At 68.8% G+C, this 16,073-nt stretch carries 13 protein-coding genes; 6 read left to right on the top strand and 7 right to left on the bottom strand.

What is annotated here, in order from left to right:
- Window positions 1-80 precede the first annotated feature (80 nt).
- Entirely contained in the window at window positions 81-956 is an 876-nt protein-coding gene (locus AB0I10_RS25420; RefSeq protein WP_363154919.1) for a LysR family transcriptional regulator, read from the top strand.
- 151 nt (window positions 957-1,107) lie between these two features.
- Here AB0I10_RS25420 and AB0I10_RS25415 read toward each other — a convergent pair whose 3' ends face one another.
- The 3 genes from AB0I10_RS25415 to AB0I10_RS25405 are packed head-to-tail and all read right to left on the bottom strand — an operon-like array spanning window position 1,108 to window position 4,243.
- Window positions 1,108-2,241 carry a GDSL-type esterase/lipase family protein gene (locus tag AB0I10_RS25415; RefSeq protein ID WP_363154918.1) on the bottom strand — a complete coding sequence of 378 codons (1,134 nt, stop codon included), beginning with the start codon at window positions 2,239-2,241 and terminating at the stop codon, window positions 1,108-1,110.
- A complete protein-coding gene (locus AB0I10_RS25410) occupies window positions 2,238-3,545 on the bottom strand; it encodes an MFS transporter (RefSeq protein WP_363154917.1) in 1,308 nt (435 codons plus the stop codon). Before AB0I10_RS25410 ends, AB0I10_RS25415 begins: the two co-directional genes overlap by 4 nt.
- Window positions 3,542-4,243 carry a FadR/GntR family transcriptional regulator gene (locus tag AB0I10_RS25405; RefSeq protein ID WP_363154916.1) on the bottom strand — a complete coding sequence of 234 codons (702 nt, stop codon included), beginning with the start codon at window positions 4,241-4,243 and terminating at the stop codon, window positions 3,542-3,544. Before AB0I10_RS25405 ends, AB0I10_RS25410 begins: the two co-directional genes overlap by 4 nt.
- Before the next feature lie 564 nt (window positions 4,244-4,807).
- On the opposite strand from AB0I10_RS25405, the gene AB0I10_RS25400 reads away from it, so the two are divergent.
- The 3 genes from AB0I10_RS25400 to AB0I10_RS25390 all read left to right on the top strand — a co-directional run bounded on the left by AB0I10_RS25400 (window position 4,808) and on the right by AB0I10_RS25390 (window position 10,750).
- Window positions 4,808-8,809, top strand: a complete 4,002-nt coding sequence (locus AB0I10_RS25400; protein WP_363154915.1) for an AAA family ATPase — start codon at window positions 4,808-4,810, stop codon at window positions 8,807-8,809.
- A gap of 388 nt (window positions 8,810-9,197) precedes the next feature.
- Complete coding sequence (locus tag AB0I10_RS25395; protein ID WP_363154914.1) at window positions 9,198-9,986, top strand: GntR family transcriptional regulator; 789 nt, start codon at window positions 9,198-9,200, stop codon at window positions 9,984-9,986.
- A 5-nt stretch (window positions 9,987-9,991) separates the two neighbouring features.
- Entirely contained in the window at window positions 9,992-10,750 is a 759-nt protein-coding gene (locus AB0I10_RS25390; protein ID WP_363154913.1) for a glycosyltransferase, read from the top strand.
- A gap of 75 nt (window positions 10,751-10,825) precedes the next feature.
- Here AB0I10_RS25390 and AB0I10_RS25385 read toward each other — a convergent pair whose 3' ends face one another.
- Complete coding sequence (locus AB0I10_RS25385; protein WP_363154912.1) at window positions 10,826-11,701, bottom strand: FkbM family methyltransferase; 876 nt, start codon at window positions 11,699-11,701, stop codon at window positions 10,826-10,828.
- A gap of 301 nt (window positions 11,702-12,002) precedes the next feature.
- On the opposite strand from AB0I10_RS25385, the gene AB0I10_RS25380 reads away from it, so the two are divergent.
- Complete coding sequence (locus tag AB0I10_RS25380; protein ID WP_363154911.1) at window positions 12,003-12,515, top strand: hypothetical protein; 513 nt, start codon at window positions 12,003-12,005, stop codon at window positions 12,513-12,515.
- An 81-nt stretch (window positions 12,516-12,596) separates the two neighbouring features.
- Here the strand turns inward: AB0I10_RS25380 and AB0I10_RS25375 are convergent, their stop codons facing one another.
- On the bottom strand, window positions 12,597-13,841 hold the full coding sequence (locus AB0I10_RS25375; protein WP_363154910.1) for an amidohydrolase family protein: 1,245 nt from the start codon (window positions 13,839-13,841) through the stop codon (window positions 12,597-12,599).
- 159 nt (window positions 13,842-14,000) lie between these two features.
- Between AB0I10_RS25375 and AB0I10_RS25370 the strand changes: the two genes are divergently transcribed.
- The gene (locus AB0I10_RS25370; protein WP_363154909.1) at window positions 14,001-14,453 is read left to right on the top strand and encodes a DoxX family protein; all 453 of its coding nucleotides are present in this window, start codon (window positions 14,001-14,003) and stop codon (window positions 14,451-14,453) included.
- 68 nt (window positions 14,454-14,521) lie between these two features.
- Here AB0I10_RS25370 and AB0I10_RS25365 read toward each other — a convergent pair whose 3' ends face one another.
- Both AB0I10_RS25365 and AB0I10_RS25360 read right to left on the bottom strand, forming a co-directional pair.
- Window positions 14,522-14,749 carry a hypothetical protein gene (locus AB0I10_RS25365; RefSeq protein ID WP_363154908.1) on the bottom strand — a complete coding sequence of 76 codons (228 nt, stop codon included), beginning with the start codon at window positions 14,747-14,749 and terminating at the stop codon, window positions 14,522-14,524.
- A 171-nt stretch (window positions 14,750-14,920) separates the two neighbouring features.
- Complete coding sequence (locus tag AB0I10_RS25360) at window positions 14,921-15,481, bottom strand: VanZ family protein (RefSeq protein ID WP_363154907.1); 561 nt, start codon at window positions 15,479-15,481, stop codon at window positions 14,921-14,923.
- Between the last annotated feature and the right edge of the window lie 592 nt (window positions 15,482-16,073).

Below are 16,073 nucleotides of genomic sequence, written 5' to 3'. Positions count from 1 at the left end.
CGGCAGCGTCGCCGAAAGATATTCACCCTTCCTTTGGGTGAATTGGCTACCACCGTACAGCGCGCAGGGGGGATTCAATAATGCGCTCCGAGGTGCATTCATACACCCAGGACATCGGCGTCGAGATGTCGCAGTTCAGGTGTTTTCTGGCGGTTGTCGAAGAGGGTAGTTTCACTGACGCGGCGCAGCGTCTCCAACTCACCCAATCCACTGTCTCCCGTAGCGTGCAACGTCTGGAGGCCGCGCTCAACGCACGGCTCCTGGAACGCTCGACGCGCCGTCTGAGCCTCACCCCGGAAGGCACACGCTTCCACGCGGATTTGCTGGAAATGTTCGGCCACCTGAACCGGGCAATCACCACACTCCGCTCGGTGTCGGTTCTACGGGTCGGCTTCTGCTGGCTTCTGCCCGAGGAATTCTCCCGCTTCACCGCAGCATTCGCGAAGGACGCCGGAGTGGAGTTCGAGTTCGTACGCCGTGACACCACCACGGCCGGACTGACGAGCGGGCACGCAGACGTCGCCATTCTTCGCGGTGTCTCTCCTGGACTGCCCATCACCACTATCCCGTTGTGGGAGGAGCAGCGGGTGGCGGCCGTCGCGCGAAGTTCGGCGCTGGCGTCGCGCGACTTCGTGGAGTGGGGTGAACTCGCGGACTGGCCACTGGTCCAGAACACGGTGAGCGGAACGACCACCCCGGAACTCTGGCCCGCCGATCATCGCCCCGAGGTCGCCGCCTCATGCAGCAACTACGACGAGTGGCTGGAGGCTGTGGCCGCGGACCAAGGCATCGGCAGCGTGCCCGAGATCGCCGCCCAGCGCGCGAGCCACCCCTCCGTCGTGTTCCTGCCGCTGCGGAACGCCCCAAGGGTCCAGGTGTCACTGGCCCTGCCGGAACAGGGGGCGCACCCGCTGGCCGAACATCTCGCCGCCTCCGCCAGGAGAGAGTTCCACTGACCGTACGGCTCCGGGAGGCCGCCGCGGGAACGAGCGGGTTGGCACGGCGGTCCCGGTCCCGGATGCCGTCCGGGACCGGGACCGCCCGCCGCTGGCGCGCGGCTTGGCAGGCCGGCCGGGGGATCGCCGGCCTACCGGCGCGACGCCAGCGTCAGAGGGCGAGCGACGTGAGATCGACCGCCGCGGCCATGGCACGGGCCCCGTCGTCGTTGAGGTGCATGCCGTCCCCGCTGTCGAGGTCGGGGTGGATGTAGTCCGGCCTGTCGGGGTCTGCCACCTCGCGCGCGACGTCGAAGACCGCGTCGAAGACACCGCTCGTACGGATCCACTCGTTCACGCGTCGCCGGTTGGCGAGGCTCTCAGGGGTGCTGTGCCCCGGGTAGATCGCGCCGCCGAGCGGACCGACGGTGGCGGCGAGGATCGCCAGGCCCGCATCGTGCGCACGGCGGGCCAGCTCGGTGAACCCGGCGATCAGGTCCTCGGCCGTGGCGGGCGGCAACCCGGCCATGCCGGGCAGGCCCAGGTCGTTGATGCCGAAGTTCACCAGCACGTGGGTCACGCCCGGCACCGCCAACACGTCCCGCTCGAAGCGCGCCAGGGCGTGCTCGCCGATCTCGTCGGTCAGCAGCCGGTTTCCGGCGATCCCCTGGTTGACGACCCAGCCGCGGGTCAGCCGCTGGTTGAGCATGTCGACGGAGCGGCGGTTGGCACCGAGCGTCGTACCGAGACCCTCGAACCATGAGTCTCCGAACGCGACGGCGACCGCGGTGTCCTCGGGCGCGAGCACGTCGATCCCGGTCACGTAGAAGCGTGCCTCGACCTGCTCGGCCCCGGGCAGCCCTGCCGCACCGACCTGGTTTCCGTCCGCCACGTAGGTCGTCTCGACGGGCTGATGCGAGAAGGTCGCCAGACCGGTCTCGGCCGGCAGGTGGAGGCTGAGCACCAGGTCGGTGCCGGCCTCAACGCTCATGTCGACCGGGTCGCTGACCACCTCACCACCGGCGGGGATCGTCACCTGCTCGGCGCCGTCGAACCGCAGCCCGGAATCGGTCTCGGTGATGATCTCGTCGGCGGTCTTGCGCTCGGCGACCCGCGCGGCCGATACGGTCAGCGGGGCGCGACCGTACCGGTTGGTCAGGCGCACCCGTATCCGCTCCCCGCCGCCCGCCAGGCGCAGCACCTGACGCACCGTCTGGTCGCTGAAGCCGCGCGGCTGGCTGATCTGGATCTCCTCGTACGGGCTGATCACCGCGCTACGGAATCCTGCCACCCAACGCTTGGTCATGACGCACCTTTCTTGCTCATCCTGCTCATCTTGCTTGTTGCTGAGATCGGGGCCTCTGCCGGCACATGGGCGCCGGAAAGGCCGTCGGTGAGAGGGGGAAGATCGTGCCCCGGGCGCCCGCGCCGCGACCGCACGGCGAGGGCGATGCTGATGGCCAGGGTGAGTACGGAGAGCACGGACAGCATGACCGGCAGGGCGCCGACGCCGTAGCTCTGGATGCCCGCACCCAGTACGGGCGGGAAGGCGACCGCGCCGAGCATCGCCGCGGCGATGACATAGGCCATGGCGTTGCCGGCGGCCGAGGTCGTCTGGTTGAGCCAGGTCAGGCCGTTGGGGAAGATGGGCCCGATGCACAGCCCCGCAGCGACGTACGCCCACGGTGTGAGGGCGGTGACCGGCACCAACAGAACGCTGACCGTCATCAGGGCACAGGCGGTGGTGACGATGGTGGCGGCCGACCAGCGCCGGGCGAGCGGGGCGACCAGGAAACGGCCGATGGTCATGGCCAGCCAGTACAGCGACGTGGCGGCGGTCGCGGCGGTCGTGCCGTGGCCGAGCTCCTGCAGGTGCGTGGGCTCCCAGTTGCCGATGCCGCTCTGCACCGCGAAGTGCAGCATGTAGACGGCGACGAAACCGCCGAGCACGACGGCGAGACGGCGCTCGGGGGCGCGCCCGGAGTTCGCGGCGGGTTCGCCGGCGATCTGGGCCGGGGTGGGGCGTGGGTGTACGCCGCGGATGCAGACCAGCGGAATCAGGGTCAGCAACCCGACGACGACGAACGCGGCACCGTAGTGATCGGGGCCTACGACGGCGATCACGGCGGGTGCGAGGACGGTGCCAAGGCCGAAGCAGCCGTGTGCGACGTTGAGCAGTACCGGTCCGCGTGCGCCGAGCCCGATGAGGAACAGGCGGCTGATGGCGAAGTCGACGCCGCCCAGGCCGAGCCCGGTGATGACCGCCGCGGTCAGCATCATCGGCCACGAACCCGACAGGCCGAAGGTGAGGGTGCCGAGCAGCATCGTCAGATACGACCAGACGAGCACCGCTCGGTTGCCGATACGGGGGTGGATGGCGTGGAAGCCGAGAACGCCGAGGACCGCGCCGAGCGACTGGGACGCCAAGGCCAGCCCGGCCGTCGATTCCGATAAGCCGAAGCGCTCACGGAGCGCGGGGACCACCGGCCCGTGCAGGGCCAGCAGCGCGCCAATGATCACCATCCCCAGGCAGGACGCGGCCACGGCACCGCGCGTGAACAGCACGGTCTGCCGGCTCGGGAGTGTGTCGTGGGTGGCCTGATCCGTCACTGCGCGCCCTCCTGCCCGGTCCGGCGCGTGCCCCGCTGCCGCATCGCGGTCAGGAAGTTGGTGAGGTGGTCGGCTGCCGCGTCCCTCGCGGCCTGCCCGTCACGGTCACCGATGGCCTCCAGGATGCGGGCGTGACCTGGGTCGCCATAGTGCTCCTCGGGACGGTGCAGCCCGCCGAGCCGGACCGACTCCCGGACGGAGCCGAGCATGCTGCCGTACAGACGGGACAGCACGGGGTTGTCCGCCGCCTCGACCACGGCCAGATGGAAATCCACCGCTGCCCGGCTGAACTCGCTGCCCCTGCGTTCCCGGTGGGCGGCCATCTGACGCTCGTGCACAGCCGCGATACGGTCCAGGTCGGCCTGGCTACGGCGTTCGGCCGCGAGGCCGGCCGCCTCCACCTCCAGGCCGCGGCGGGTCTCCAGCACATACGGCAGGTCGGCGTCGGCCAGATAACGGGTCAGCACGGCATCGACCTCGTGGGCGCCACGCACGAACGTCCCCCTGCCCTGCGCGGTCTCCAGCAAGCCCACGTACACCAGCGCCTGCACCGCCTGCCGCAGAGTGCTGCGGCTGACCTCCAGGTGCTCCACGAGCTCGTCCTCGATGGGGATCTTGCTGCCCACCGGCCAGGCGCCGGTGACGATCTGCGTCTTCAAGCGCTCGATGGTCGCTTCGACCAGCGCTGAACGTGGCACGGCCCGCATCACTCACCTCCGGAGAAAGAACATATCATCATCCCTTAGTGAGGGTAACCTAACATCGACTGCATTGACTTCGATGGTTGTTGGTCTGTCCGGCTGCGTGGCGGTGCCGCGGAACTGCGGCGATGTGAGCGGCATGTGATCGCTGACCGTGTCGGACAGCCGGGTACCGGCCTGCACGCCCTCCGCACGCCGCGTCGTTCGGCGCCGGTCCCTCCCCTCGTGGGGACCGGTGCCGAACGGTGGGGGCGGCGCAGTCCGGACGGGACCGGCTCCACGGATCTCTCAAGCTCATGCGACGAGACCGTCGCCACCGTCTCGCAACTCCGGCGGAAGCCGGCCGAGAACATGCGGCGTCAAGAGTTGACTCTCCGAGCGCTGAGCTGGTGGCCTGTCCGACCGACGCGCGGTTGATGCTCGACTGCGACGTGATCCTGCCAGCTGCGGCTCCAGCCGGGGAGGTTCCGGCTTCGTCCGGACTCCTTAACCGCAGGTCAGCCATATAAGGTGGGTTTTCCGGTCCGGATGTCCAGGCGCGGGGGAAGTTAGGGGTAGACCTTGAGTTCCGACTCAGGGACACGCACAGCCTTCGCCGAACGTCTCGCGCTGCTGTACAAGGAGGCCGGCAACCCTCCCCTCAAGCGCGTGGCCGAGGCCGTCGTCCGGCTTCAGCGGGTCGACGAGCGAGGGCGGCCCGTGCGGGTCTCCGCTCAGCGGATCAGCGACTGGCGACGGGCCAGGAACGTGCCTGCCCAGTTTGCCGCGCTCGCAGCGGTGCTGCAGATCCTGATCCCCGAAGCACGGCGCTTGCGGCCCGCGCCGGTGTCCACGGGCCTGTACGACATGGCCCAGTGGCAGCGCCTGTGGGAGCGCGCGGTGGCCGACCCTGCGGGCGAGCGCCCCACATCCGGGGAAGAGGGGGAACGCCCCTCGGTCGACGCCACGACCGTCCCCGGTGGTGTGTGCCCGTACCGGGGGCTTGCTTCGTACCGCCGGCAAGACGCCCGGTGGTTCTTCGGCCGAGAGCGGAGCACGGATGCCCTTGTTGCTCAGCTCCGCTCCGTGGAGAAGACCGGTGGCTTGTTCATGCTCGTGGGCGCCTCGGGGGCGGGGAAATCCTCCCTGCTGAACGCCGGGCTGGTGCCCGCACTGCAGAACGGCGCACCGGGCGACGAGGACAGCCAGGCGAGGGAGGTGCTGCAGCTCGTGCCGGGAAGCGATCCTCTCGCGGAGCTGACCCGCCGGATCCCGGAGCTCGCACACGTCGTCGACGCCACGGAGGAACCGACGGCGAAAGAGCCCGGATCTCCGCAGTTCGCGCACGCGGTGCGGGAGGCCGTCACGGCATGGGCGGGGCGCGTGGCATCCTCCGCCGCCCGTCCGGTCGTCATCGTGGATCAGTTCGAGGAGGCGTTCACCCTCTGCGCCGACGAGGCGAGCAGGCGCACCTTCGTCCAACTCCTCCACGCTGCGTGCTCGCCCTCCGGCCCGGGTGACCAAGCCCCCGTGCTCGTGGTCCTCGGCATACGCGCCGACTTCTACGATCTGTGCCTCGGGTATCCCGAACTGGCCGACGCGCTGCAGCACCGGCACATGGTGCTCGGGCCGCTGACCACCGCGGAGCTGCGCGAAGCGGTGAGCGGCCCGGCCAAGGCCGTGGGTCTGGAACTCGAACCGGGGCTGGCGGAGCTGATCGTCCGGGAGGTGAGCACTGACGGCCCCCGCGGGGCGCACGACGCGGGGGTGCTGCCGCTCCTGTCCCACGCCCTGCTCGCCACCTGGCAGCGACGCAAGACGGGAAGGCTGACGCTGGCCGGCTACCGCGCTGCGGGCGGAATCCAGGGAGCGGTGGCGGCGACCGCCGAGCAGGCCTGGTCCGGCCTCGACCCGACAGCACGCACGGCCGCGAGACTGCTCCTCCTCAGGCTGGTGCGACTGGGCGAAGACACCCAGGCCACCCGTCGGCGGGGGACGCGGCGCCAACTGGCGGAGGAGTCAACGGACCCCAACAAGACGGAGGAGTCGCTCGAAGCACTGGTCCGCGCCCGATTGGTGACTCTCGACGCGGAGACCGTGGAGATCACGCATGAAGCGCTGCTTCACGCCTGGCCACGTCTGCGCGACTGGATCGACGAGAACAGAAGCGACCACCTGCTGCGCCAGCGACTGGAGGAGGACGGCAGGGCCTGGGAGGACTCGCACCGCGATACCTCACTGCTCTACCGGGGCTCCCGTCTGGAGCAGGCCCGCAGCTGGGCGGATTCCGCCGGTGACACCGTTCTGACCCGGGGCGCGGTGGAATTCCTGGCCGCTTCGGTCAGGCTGCGCAGGCGCACCGTCTGGATCAGCCGTGGTGCGGTGTCGGCGCTGGTCGTCCTGGCGATCCTGGCCGTCGGTTCGGCGGTGGTCGGGTGGCAGCAGCGGGACGATGCCGTGTTCGAGCAGGTGGTCGCCGAAGCCGATCGCGTCCAGTACACGGATCCGTCGCTGTCCGCCCAACTCGACCTGGTGGCACACCGTTTGCGGCCGCACGACGAGGGCACCAACAACCGGTTGATCTCGATCGTGAACGCCCCGCTGGCCACGCCGCTTCTCGGCCACACGGGCGCCGTCTACCTCACCTCGTTCAGTCCGAGCGGGCGGATCCTGGCCACCGCCAGCTACGACCGGACCGTCCGGCTGTGGGACGTGGCAGACCCGACTCACCCCACACAGCTGAGCAAGCCCCTCACCGGCCACACAAGTTGGGTGAGCAGCGCGGTCTTCAGCCCGGACGGCCGCACCCTCGCCAGCGCCGGGGACGACGGCACGATTCGGCTGTGGGACGTGCGGGACGCCCGCCACCCGCGGCCGCTCGGTGCGCCCTTGGCCGGCCATGGCGGCACGATCTCCCTGCTCGCCTTCAGCCCCGACGGACGCACGCTCGCCTCGGCCAATGCAGATCACACCGTTCGTCTGTGGGACGTGGACGACCCGGGCCGGCCGAAGTCGCTCGGTAGTCTGACCGGCCACACCGCCGCCGTGCGCTCGTTGGCGTTCAGTCCCGACGGACGGACGCTGGCGGCCGGTGGCGATGACGACACGACCAGGCTCTGGGGCATGGCCGATCCTCGTCATCCGACGCCGATCGACACCGTGCTGACCGGCCACACGGGCACGGTGCACTCCGTGGCCTTCAGCCCCGATGGCCGCACTCTCGCCAGCGGCAGCGCGGACGACACCATCCGGCTGTGGAACGTGGCCGCCCCACGTCACGCGAAGCCGCTCGGCGCGCCGCTCACCGGCCATACCGGTCCGGTGTGGTCGGTCGCCTTCAGCGCCGACGGAACCCGGCTCGCCGCCGGCAGTGCGGACAGCACGGCGAGCCTGTGGAACGTCAGCAATCCGGCATCCCCGTCGCAGGTCGGCGAACCCCTCGCGGGCAGCAGCGGCGAGATGTACGCCGTGGGCTTCAGCCCCGATGGGCGAACCCTCGCCACCGGGGCCGGCGACAACAAGGTCCGTCTGTGGTCGATTCCGACGTCGGACATGATCGGCCGAATCGGAGCGTTCCGCCCGGATGGGCGGGTGCTCGCCACAGCCTCGCGCGACGAAAGGGTTCGGCTGTGGAACGTGAAGACTCCCGACCGACCCGTATTGCTGGGCAAACCGTTCATGCCCGGCGAGGGTGACGTGCGTTCGCTGGCGTACTCCCCCGATGGCCGCACACTCGCGGTGCTGACGGGAAGCCGCGCCGTGCAACTGTGGAACGTCACCGAGCCGTCTCGGCCCGTCCCCTACGGGCCACCCGTGGCGCTGCGCACACGATTCGCGGGCCCCGGCGCGCTGGCGTTCAGCCCGGACGGGCACACGCTGGCAACCGCCCGTGACGACCGCACCATCCAGTTGTGGAACGTCAGCGACCCGACCCACCTTCGTCCGCTTGGTGCGCCGCTCACCGGCCACACGGGCTACGTCAACGCCCTCGTCTTCAGCCCGGACGGCCGCACTCTGGCCAGCGGCAGCGCGGACGGCACCATCCGGCTCTGGAACGCGGCCGACCCGCGTCGTGCCGCCCGGCTCGGCGCGCCCCTCAAGGGGCACCTGGGCCCCGTCAACACGCTCGCCTACAAGCCGGACGGCCACACATTGGCCACCGGCAGCGACGACAGTACGGTCCGGCTCTGGAACGTCACCGACCCTCGCAAGGCAACCCGCCTCGCCACCCTCACAGGCCACACCCGAGCGATCGTGTCGCTGACGTTCAGCCGGGACGGCCGCACCCTGGCGAGCACCGGCAACGACGACATGGTCAGGGCCTGGAACGTCACCCTCCCGTCCAGGGCCACTCCGATCGGTCAGTCGATGAGCCCCAACGCCAAGACAGGCAGTTTCCTGTCGTTCAGTCCCAACAGCCGGATGCTCGGGGTGTCGAGCGGCGCCGACACCCTCCGACTGTGGAACCTGGACGCAGGCGAAGCCGTTCGTCGTATCTGCTCGACGACTCGGGGCGTACTCACACCAAAAATCTGGCAGGAGTATCTGCCCCGTCTGTCGTACGAGCCTCCCTGCGGCCGGTAGCGGACCCGGGCCGAATTACCGCCAACAGCTGTATTCCCGAGGCACGTTACGTGACAGCCGTCACAACTCTGCACGACAAAGGAGCAGTCGACTCCCACCGCCCCAACAGCCTTGTTAGGCTGGGCCATAGCCCGATCGCTGGTGCATCCCCCGTCGCCAGCGATCGGGCGTTTCCGTGTCCTGCGGAGAGCGACAACGGCGTGGGCATGGTCTCCGCCCCAGGTCCGTCATCAGGCCCTCAGATCGCCCGTTCTTGCCATGACCATGACATTCACCCCATTGGCATTCACCTTTCTCCACTCATCAAGACCTCATTAGGAGTCGTAAGCTGAAACTGCCTGGCCTGCGAACGGGCCGGGGGCACCAGACGATGGAGCGGTGAGCGCCTATGGCAGCGGCGTACGAGCGGATCGCGGACAAGCTCCGCCAGTCCATCCGCACAGGTCAGCTGAAGCCCGGCCACCGCTTGCCCTCGGAGACACAGCTCGCCGAGGAGTTCAAGAAGAGCGTCCCCACGGTCCAGAACGCACTCCGGGTTCTGCGCGACGAAGGGCTCATCGAGAAGCGGCACGGTATCGGCACCTTCGTCCGCCGGTCCCGAACGATGGCGCGGCGCACAAATCTCCGACACCAGTGGGAGAAGGGCCGAGCGCGCCAGCCGGAGGAACAGCGGGCGCGGACAGGCGCCACCGAGCACGACACCGGACTTGAAAGCAACGACCTCGTGTTTCACGCGTCATACCGCGAGATCAAGGCGGAGAAGAGCATCGCGCAGGCCTTGGGCATCGACGAAGGCACAGCCCTCCTCGAACGCACCTACAGGACGCGGTGCGCGGCCGAGAGCGCCCCGTTCAGCTTGGTGACCTCCTACCTCGTCCGCGACATGGTCGCGGGGAACCCCGACCTCCTGGACGACACCAACGAGCCCTGGCCGGGCGGCTCTCAGGCCCAGCTCCACACCGTCGGCATCGAACTGGACCGCGTCGAAGAACACGTCACGGCCCGCCCGCCGACCCCGGAAGAGGCGGCGGAGCTGGAGCTGCCGCCCGGCACCTCGGTGCTCCTGCTTCGGAAGATCTCGTACGACATCAATGGCCGCGCCGTGGACGTCACCGACGTCACGCTGCCCGGCGACCGCACAGAACTGCACTTCACCACTCCCCTGGAAAGGTGGTGAGTGCCGTGCGCCGGCGCATCATCATCGTCACTGCCGTACACGCGCCATCGGCCACGTTCCTGCCGGACGCGTACAAGTCGCTCTGTGAGCAGGAACTACCCGACGGGTGGGAGTGGCGCTGGCTCATCCAGGAGGACGGGACGAGCGACGAGGTCGCCCCCTACGTCCCCGATGACGCACGGGTGACCTTCCGTCAGGGACGGGCCGGCGGCCCCGGCGTCGCCCGGACCATCGCCCTCGCGCAGGCGGACGGCGAGTACGTCAAGGTCCTGGACGCCGACGACCAGTTGCTGCCCGGCACGCTGGCCCGCGACCTCGCCGCCCTCGAAGGCGACCGGGCTATCGGTTGGTCGACCTCACGCGTCCTGGATCTGCTGCCCGACGGCTCAACTGCCGGCTTTCCCGGCGACCCTGAGGCGGGGCCGATCGAGCGCGGCGCCGTACTCGAATTCTGGAAGGCGAACGGCTTCCGCGCCCAGGTCCACCCTGCGACGCTCTTCGTCCGCCGTGACCTGCTCCTCGCTCTCGGCGGATGGATGGCCCTTCCGGCTTCGGAGGACACCGGGCTGCTGCTCGCCCTGAACGCCACGAGCCGCGGTTGGTTCTCGCCCGAGGTGGGCCTGCTCTACCGCAAGTGGCCTGGTCAGGCGACCAGCCAGGCATCGCACACCGACACCGCGGAGCGCGCTGCCCGCATGGCGGTCGCCGAGGCCAGGGCGCGCGAGCTCGCGCGGCTGCGGTGGCGCTATCCCTCTACCGATTGACGGCGCCACCGATGGACCGGCGCCACCGATCGGCCGGCGCCTCGTAGACGTTCTGAGGGCCGGAGCAGCACCACGTCAGGGAAGCGTTTCCGCGTCGACTCGGGAAAAGATCAGGTCGCTCTCGTCGACGACCGGCCCCCGCCATCGCACCGGCACCACCGTGGAGCGCCGCAGCGCGGCCGGGTAGCTCCCCGGGGCGTAGTCGTTGGCCAGGCGGTAGGTGTGAAAGCCGTGCTCCCGCATCGTCTCCAGCAGCTCCGTGACCGAGTCCCCCAACCGTTCCATCCGGTCGGGACTCACTTCGACGGTGATCTCCACATCCGGCCGGAGCTTGTCGAGCATCGGAGCCATTCCTCGTACCACGCCGCCCTCCGCGCCCTCTACATCGATCTTGATCACCCGGGCAGAGGTGATCTCCTCCGGGTCCAGCAGATCGGGCAGCGGGTACGCCTCGACATCGAACGTGGACTCGGCCAGACCCTCGTAAGGAACGATGCTCGCAGCTCCCAAGTTGGTCGAGCTGGCGAGGATGAACGTCAAGGTCTTCTGGTCATCGGAGACACCGGCGTTGACCGCACGGACGTTGATGCACCCGTTCATCTCGACGTGCTGCAGAACCCTGCGGTGGCAGGCCGGAGCGGCCTCGATGGCGACGACCCGGCCCTTTCCCCCGACCAACTGCGAGGCGAGCAGGCTGAAGTAACCGATGTTGGCTCCGACGTCGACGAACGTGTCCCCCGGTTGCAGTCGGCGCTGCAGCCAGCGCGTCATGTGGGGCTCCCAGAGGCCGAACGTGTAGAGGAAGCGCTGGATGAGGTCCTGCGTGTCGACAGCGAACCGGGCGCCGAATCTCGCCTCGGTGACCCGTCGGCGAGGGTGCTCTCGCAGGTGGGGATTCAGGTACCGCTCGGCCAGCAGTGCCTTGCCGAACGAGCCCGGGGCGTCACGCACATAACGGCGGGTGAGGGTGACCAGCGCCTCTGGACAAGGATGCGCATCTGATCGCCTGTCCGCGGGGTACAGCGAAACCGTGACGTCTCGGCCGCACCCGTCGGGCATGACCTCCGCGTTCCGGGGCCGCCGTCCGAGCAATGGGTTCGCCCGCCGCTCTGGTCTGTTGAAGCTCAAGATGCCACCCTGCGCGACACCGTTGCTCGGCGCCGGCCGAAGCATTGGCCGATGCATGGTCCGAAGCCCGACAACGGAACCCCTTTCACGCACCACTGTCGCTCTGACAGACAAGGAGTCGGCGATGAGCGAGTCCAACGGAGATGAGCAGCCGGGCACCTCTCAGGCCCTCATCCAGGAAGCGCCAGCGACGAGCACCGAGGAGGCTCTCAGGGAAAGTCACGCTGCACGCGCCCGAAGCGCCTATGACCGCTCCACGGCCGCCTGCCGCTATGCCGGCGTCGGGGAGGACCAGGCCAGGTTGGTACCGATCGGGCCGGCCTCAAGGGCCGCCAACGCCGTCCGCCTGTCGTCTGAGGGCATCGCCGCGTTCGCCGAGAGCGCCCCGGACCCTGCGGCAGACGCCCGCCGCGCAAGGAACGCGGCTGCTGCCGCCGTTCTCGCCGCCCAGGTAGCCCAGTCCCACGGTGCCGGCGAACTCTCCGATGCCGCGTACCACTCGGCCCTCAAGGCATCTCTGGCTGCTGGAGTGGCCGCGGGGAGGGAGGGAATGGGCAGGAGCGAGGCGCTGAACGCCGAGGCGGATGCAGCTGAGGCTGCCGCTGTCGCCGGTGCCAAGACCGCCGGCTGGATGTAGCGGCTCACCGCGACCTGTCCGGCACCGGCGGACCATGCGGTGACGGTGCCGGACGGGAATCGGTGTGCGCCGTGCAGCCGATCAATCCCGGTCGAAGGGCAGATCCAGCATGCGGATGGCATTGCCGCGAAGGATCTTGTAGGTCACGTCCTCGGGAAGGTGCGCCACATGCTCGGCCGCCACCTGCTTCGTGTGCGGCCAGGTCGAGTCGACGTGCGGGTAGTCGGTCTCGAAGGTGGCGTTGTTGACGCCGACGGTCTCGATCGAGTCGATGCCGTGCTTGTCGCGGAAGAAGCAGCAGAAGATCTGCCGGTAGTAGTACGTCGAGGGCGGCTCCGGCACCAGATCCTTCACCCCGCCCCACGCCCGGTGCTCCTCCCACACGTCGTCGGCGCGCTCCAGGGCGTACGGGATCCAGCCCATCTGCCCTTCGCTGTACGCGAGCTTCAGCTGCGGGAACTTCACCAGGACGCCGCTGAACAGGAAGTCCATCATCGAGGCCATCGCGTTGTTGAAGCTCAGCGAGGCCTGGACGGCGGGCGGCGCATCCGGCGACGCCGCCGGCATCTGGGACGACGAGCCGATGTGCATGTTGACGACGGTGCCGGTCTCCTCGCACGCCGCGAAGAACGGGTCCCAGTAGCCGGAGTGGATCGACGGCAGCCCCAGGTACGTGGGGATCTCGCTGAACGTCACCGCGCGCACGCCGCGGGCGGCGTTCCGCTTGATCTCGGCCACGGCCAGGTCGACATCCCACAACGGGATGAGGCACAGCGGGATCAGCCGACCGCCGCTGTCCCCGCACCACTCCTCCACCATCCAGTCGTTGTACGCCCGGACGCACGCGAGCCCGACCTCCTTGTCCTCGGCCTCCGCGAAGGTCTGCCCGCAGAAGCGCGGGAACGTCGGGAAGCAGAGCGACGCCTCCACATGGTTGAGGTCCATGTCCTCCAGCCGGGCCTTGGGGTCCCAGCAGCCGCGCCGCATCTGCTCCCGCGTGATGCCGTCCAGCGTCATCTCGTCGCGGGAGAAACCGACGGCCGCGATGATGCGCTTGTACGGGAAGATCAGGCCCTCGTACTCCCACCAGTCGGTGATCTGGCCGTCCGGGTCGGTGGTGAATCGATACTTGCCGCCGATGTACTGCAGCTCGCCGATGCCGGCCGTGAAGGGCTTCGGGCCCTTGTCGCGATGCTTCTTCGGAAGCCAGGTCTCGAAGAGATGCGCGGGCTCGATCACGTGATCATCCACGCTGATGACCTTGGGAAGTTCCTTCGTGCCGCGCTCGTTGCTGATCACGCTGTACCCCCACGCCTGCCGGTTCATCGGGATTGAATCTGACGTCGAATCTGACGCTCCATCAGTTTCAGGCTATGGAACCCACCCCGCGACGGCAAGGAGGAGTTGAGAACTCCGGCTCTTGCGGGATCGACGGATCTCCGCTGAACTGACGCAGCGCCAGTTCAGTCCGGTTGAGGGGGCAAGATGCAAACGATCTGGCTCAGTGGGGCCGAGTGGTTCGCCGTTCTCCGCATCGGCCTCGGCCTGTGGTGGCTGGAGAGCTGGCGCCACAAGGACAAGAAGAGCTGGTTCGCCGGCGGCGGCATCACCTGGGCGGCGGGCATCGCGGCCGAGCATCGCTGGCCCACCGTCCGGACGGGCTTCGACCGGATCGTGAAGCCGCATCCCCGGCTGATGGCGCACCTCGTCGCCTGGGCGGAGCTGGCTCTCGGCCTCGGCCTGATCGCGGGCTTCCTCACCCCCGTGGCCCTGGTCGCCGGGACGGTGCTCAACCTGATCTACCTCGTGCTGATGATCCACGACTGGGCGGAGCAGGGACAGAACTTGATGATGGCGCTGATCTCAGTCACAGCGCTGCTCGCCTTCAGCTGGCAAAGCTGGTCGCTCGACAGCGCTTGGGGACTCTTTCTCCAGTGAGGCGATCTGCGGGGCCCTGAGCGGGACGGGGACGTCGCGCGGTATCGGCGAGGCGAGGAGGTGCAGCGCTACGCCGACTCCCACGTCTCCTGCTTCAACGCCATACGGGCGGCCGGCGCCCGGCCGGGGATGCTTGCCCAGTACGGGTGCGTGGTGATCTGCACGGACAGCCGCTGCAGCGTGCGCCGCAGGATCGTGGTCTGGGCAGGCTGGTCGGTCGCGGCGAGCCGCCGGTACACGGCGTACCAGTCGCGCTGTGCCTGCAGGAGGTCTTCGGGGAAGGCGTAGGGCGTCACCCTCGAATTGCATCACATGTTCGAATTATGGCGCAGCGCATACACGGTGGTGCCGGACAGCTGTGACTGAGTGCGGCCCCAGCGCCTGGCCCGGCCGGGGGCCGGCACCGCCAGTGCCGCCCTCGACCGTCCCCTGTCATCGACGTATCGCTCCCGGGGGCGCGTCTCGCTCTAGCGGGGTCCGGTTCCGGTCCGGCTCAGTGGTGCCGGTGAGGTCGACTGGTCGTCGAGGCGGAAGTGCCGATCGCCGCGGGGTGTCCGGCCAACGGCGCTGATGACGGCCGCTGCGCAGGCGTAGCCGAAGAGGCAGCCGAGGGTGTTGGACAGCAGATCGTTGATGTCCGAGGTGCGTCCGGAACGGACGAGGTACTGCGTCATCTCGATGGCGAAGGAGCCGAGGAAGCCGAGAAGCCCCGCCGTGAACCAGCGGCAGCCGAGCGTGGCGAAAAGGATTCCGCCGGGAAGGAACAGGGCCATGTTCAAAAGGAAATCGACGATGTCGGCCGAGTTGCCGATGTCCAGCAGGGCGAAATTGACGGCCTGGCCGCCGCCCGAGCGCGTGCCGAAGGTGAGACAGACGACGCCGGCGGCCCAGAGCCAGACCAGGCCCAGAAGCACCCGCTCCGAAGTGCGGCGGGCCCGGGTGGCCGCGAAGGTGATGAGGCCGCCCGCGACGCCGAAAGTCAGGGCAACAGCAGGGAAAGATATGTGGAAAGGCGTATCGAAGGGCATATAGCACCGTAGCCGAGTGGCGCCTGCCCGCCCGGTCTCGGACCCACGTGTGCGGTCAGGTGGGTCAGGTTGGCGCTCGATGCCCACGCCGCGTGCCGGTTGCACGAGTCCAGGGATACCGGGCCGGCGACAGTACCCCGATCGCACGCCCCGCACCCGGGTGCTCCGTGTGGCGCGGCGCCGTGGTCGTGCCTCGCAGGGAATCATGGGGGTTGTTTCCAAAGTGGCAGCCGCATTCTCCCAAGTTCTCTTTCATGGCTGCCTTTTCTTGAATTTCATCGGCTTTCATGGCTCGGCTCCAGTGTCAGGTCAGCAGGAAAGGAGTTGTGATGACCGTTATCGTTACCGATACCGTTACCGATGCCGATACCGTTACCGATATCGTTCCCGGTTCCGATATCGTTCCCGGTTCCGTCCGTGTCGGCGCCCCCTCGGTGCGGTTGCCGATGGGCACCGATCACCGGCAGCCGAGGCCCGCCCAGCCCGCTCACCGGCTCGCGGGGTTGGCGGGCCGGTGCCAGTTCCCCGCCCCGTTCCGGTTGGTGCCTCCCACGGGTGTTGGCCCCCTCAGATAGGAAGATAACACCTCAGG

The sequence above is a fragment of the Streptomyces sp. NPDC050636 genome, assembly GCF_040654775.1.
Classification (GTDB): Bacteria; Actinomycetota; Actinomycetes; order Streptomycetales; family Streptomycetaceae; genus Streptomyces.
Note: the sequence above shows the minus strand (reverse complement) of the source record. Positions and strands in the feature narration are given on the sequence as shown.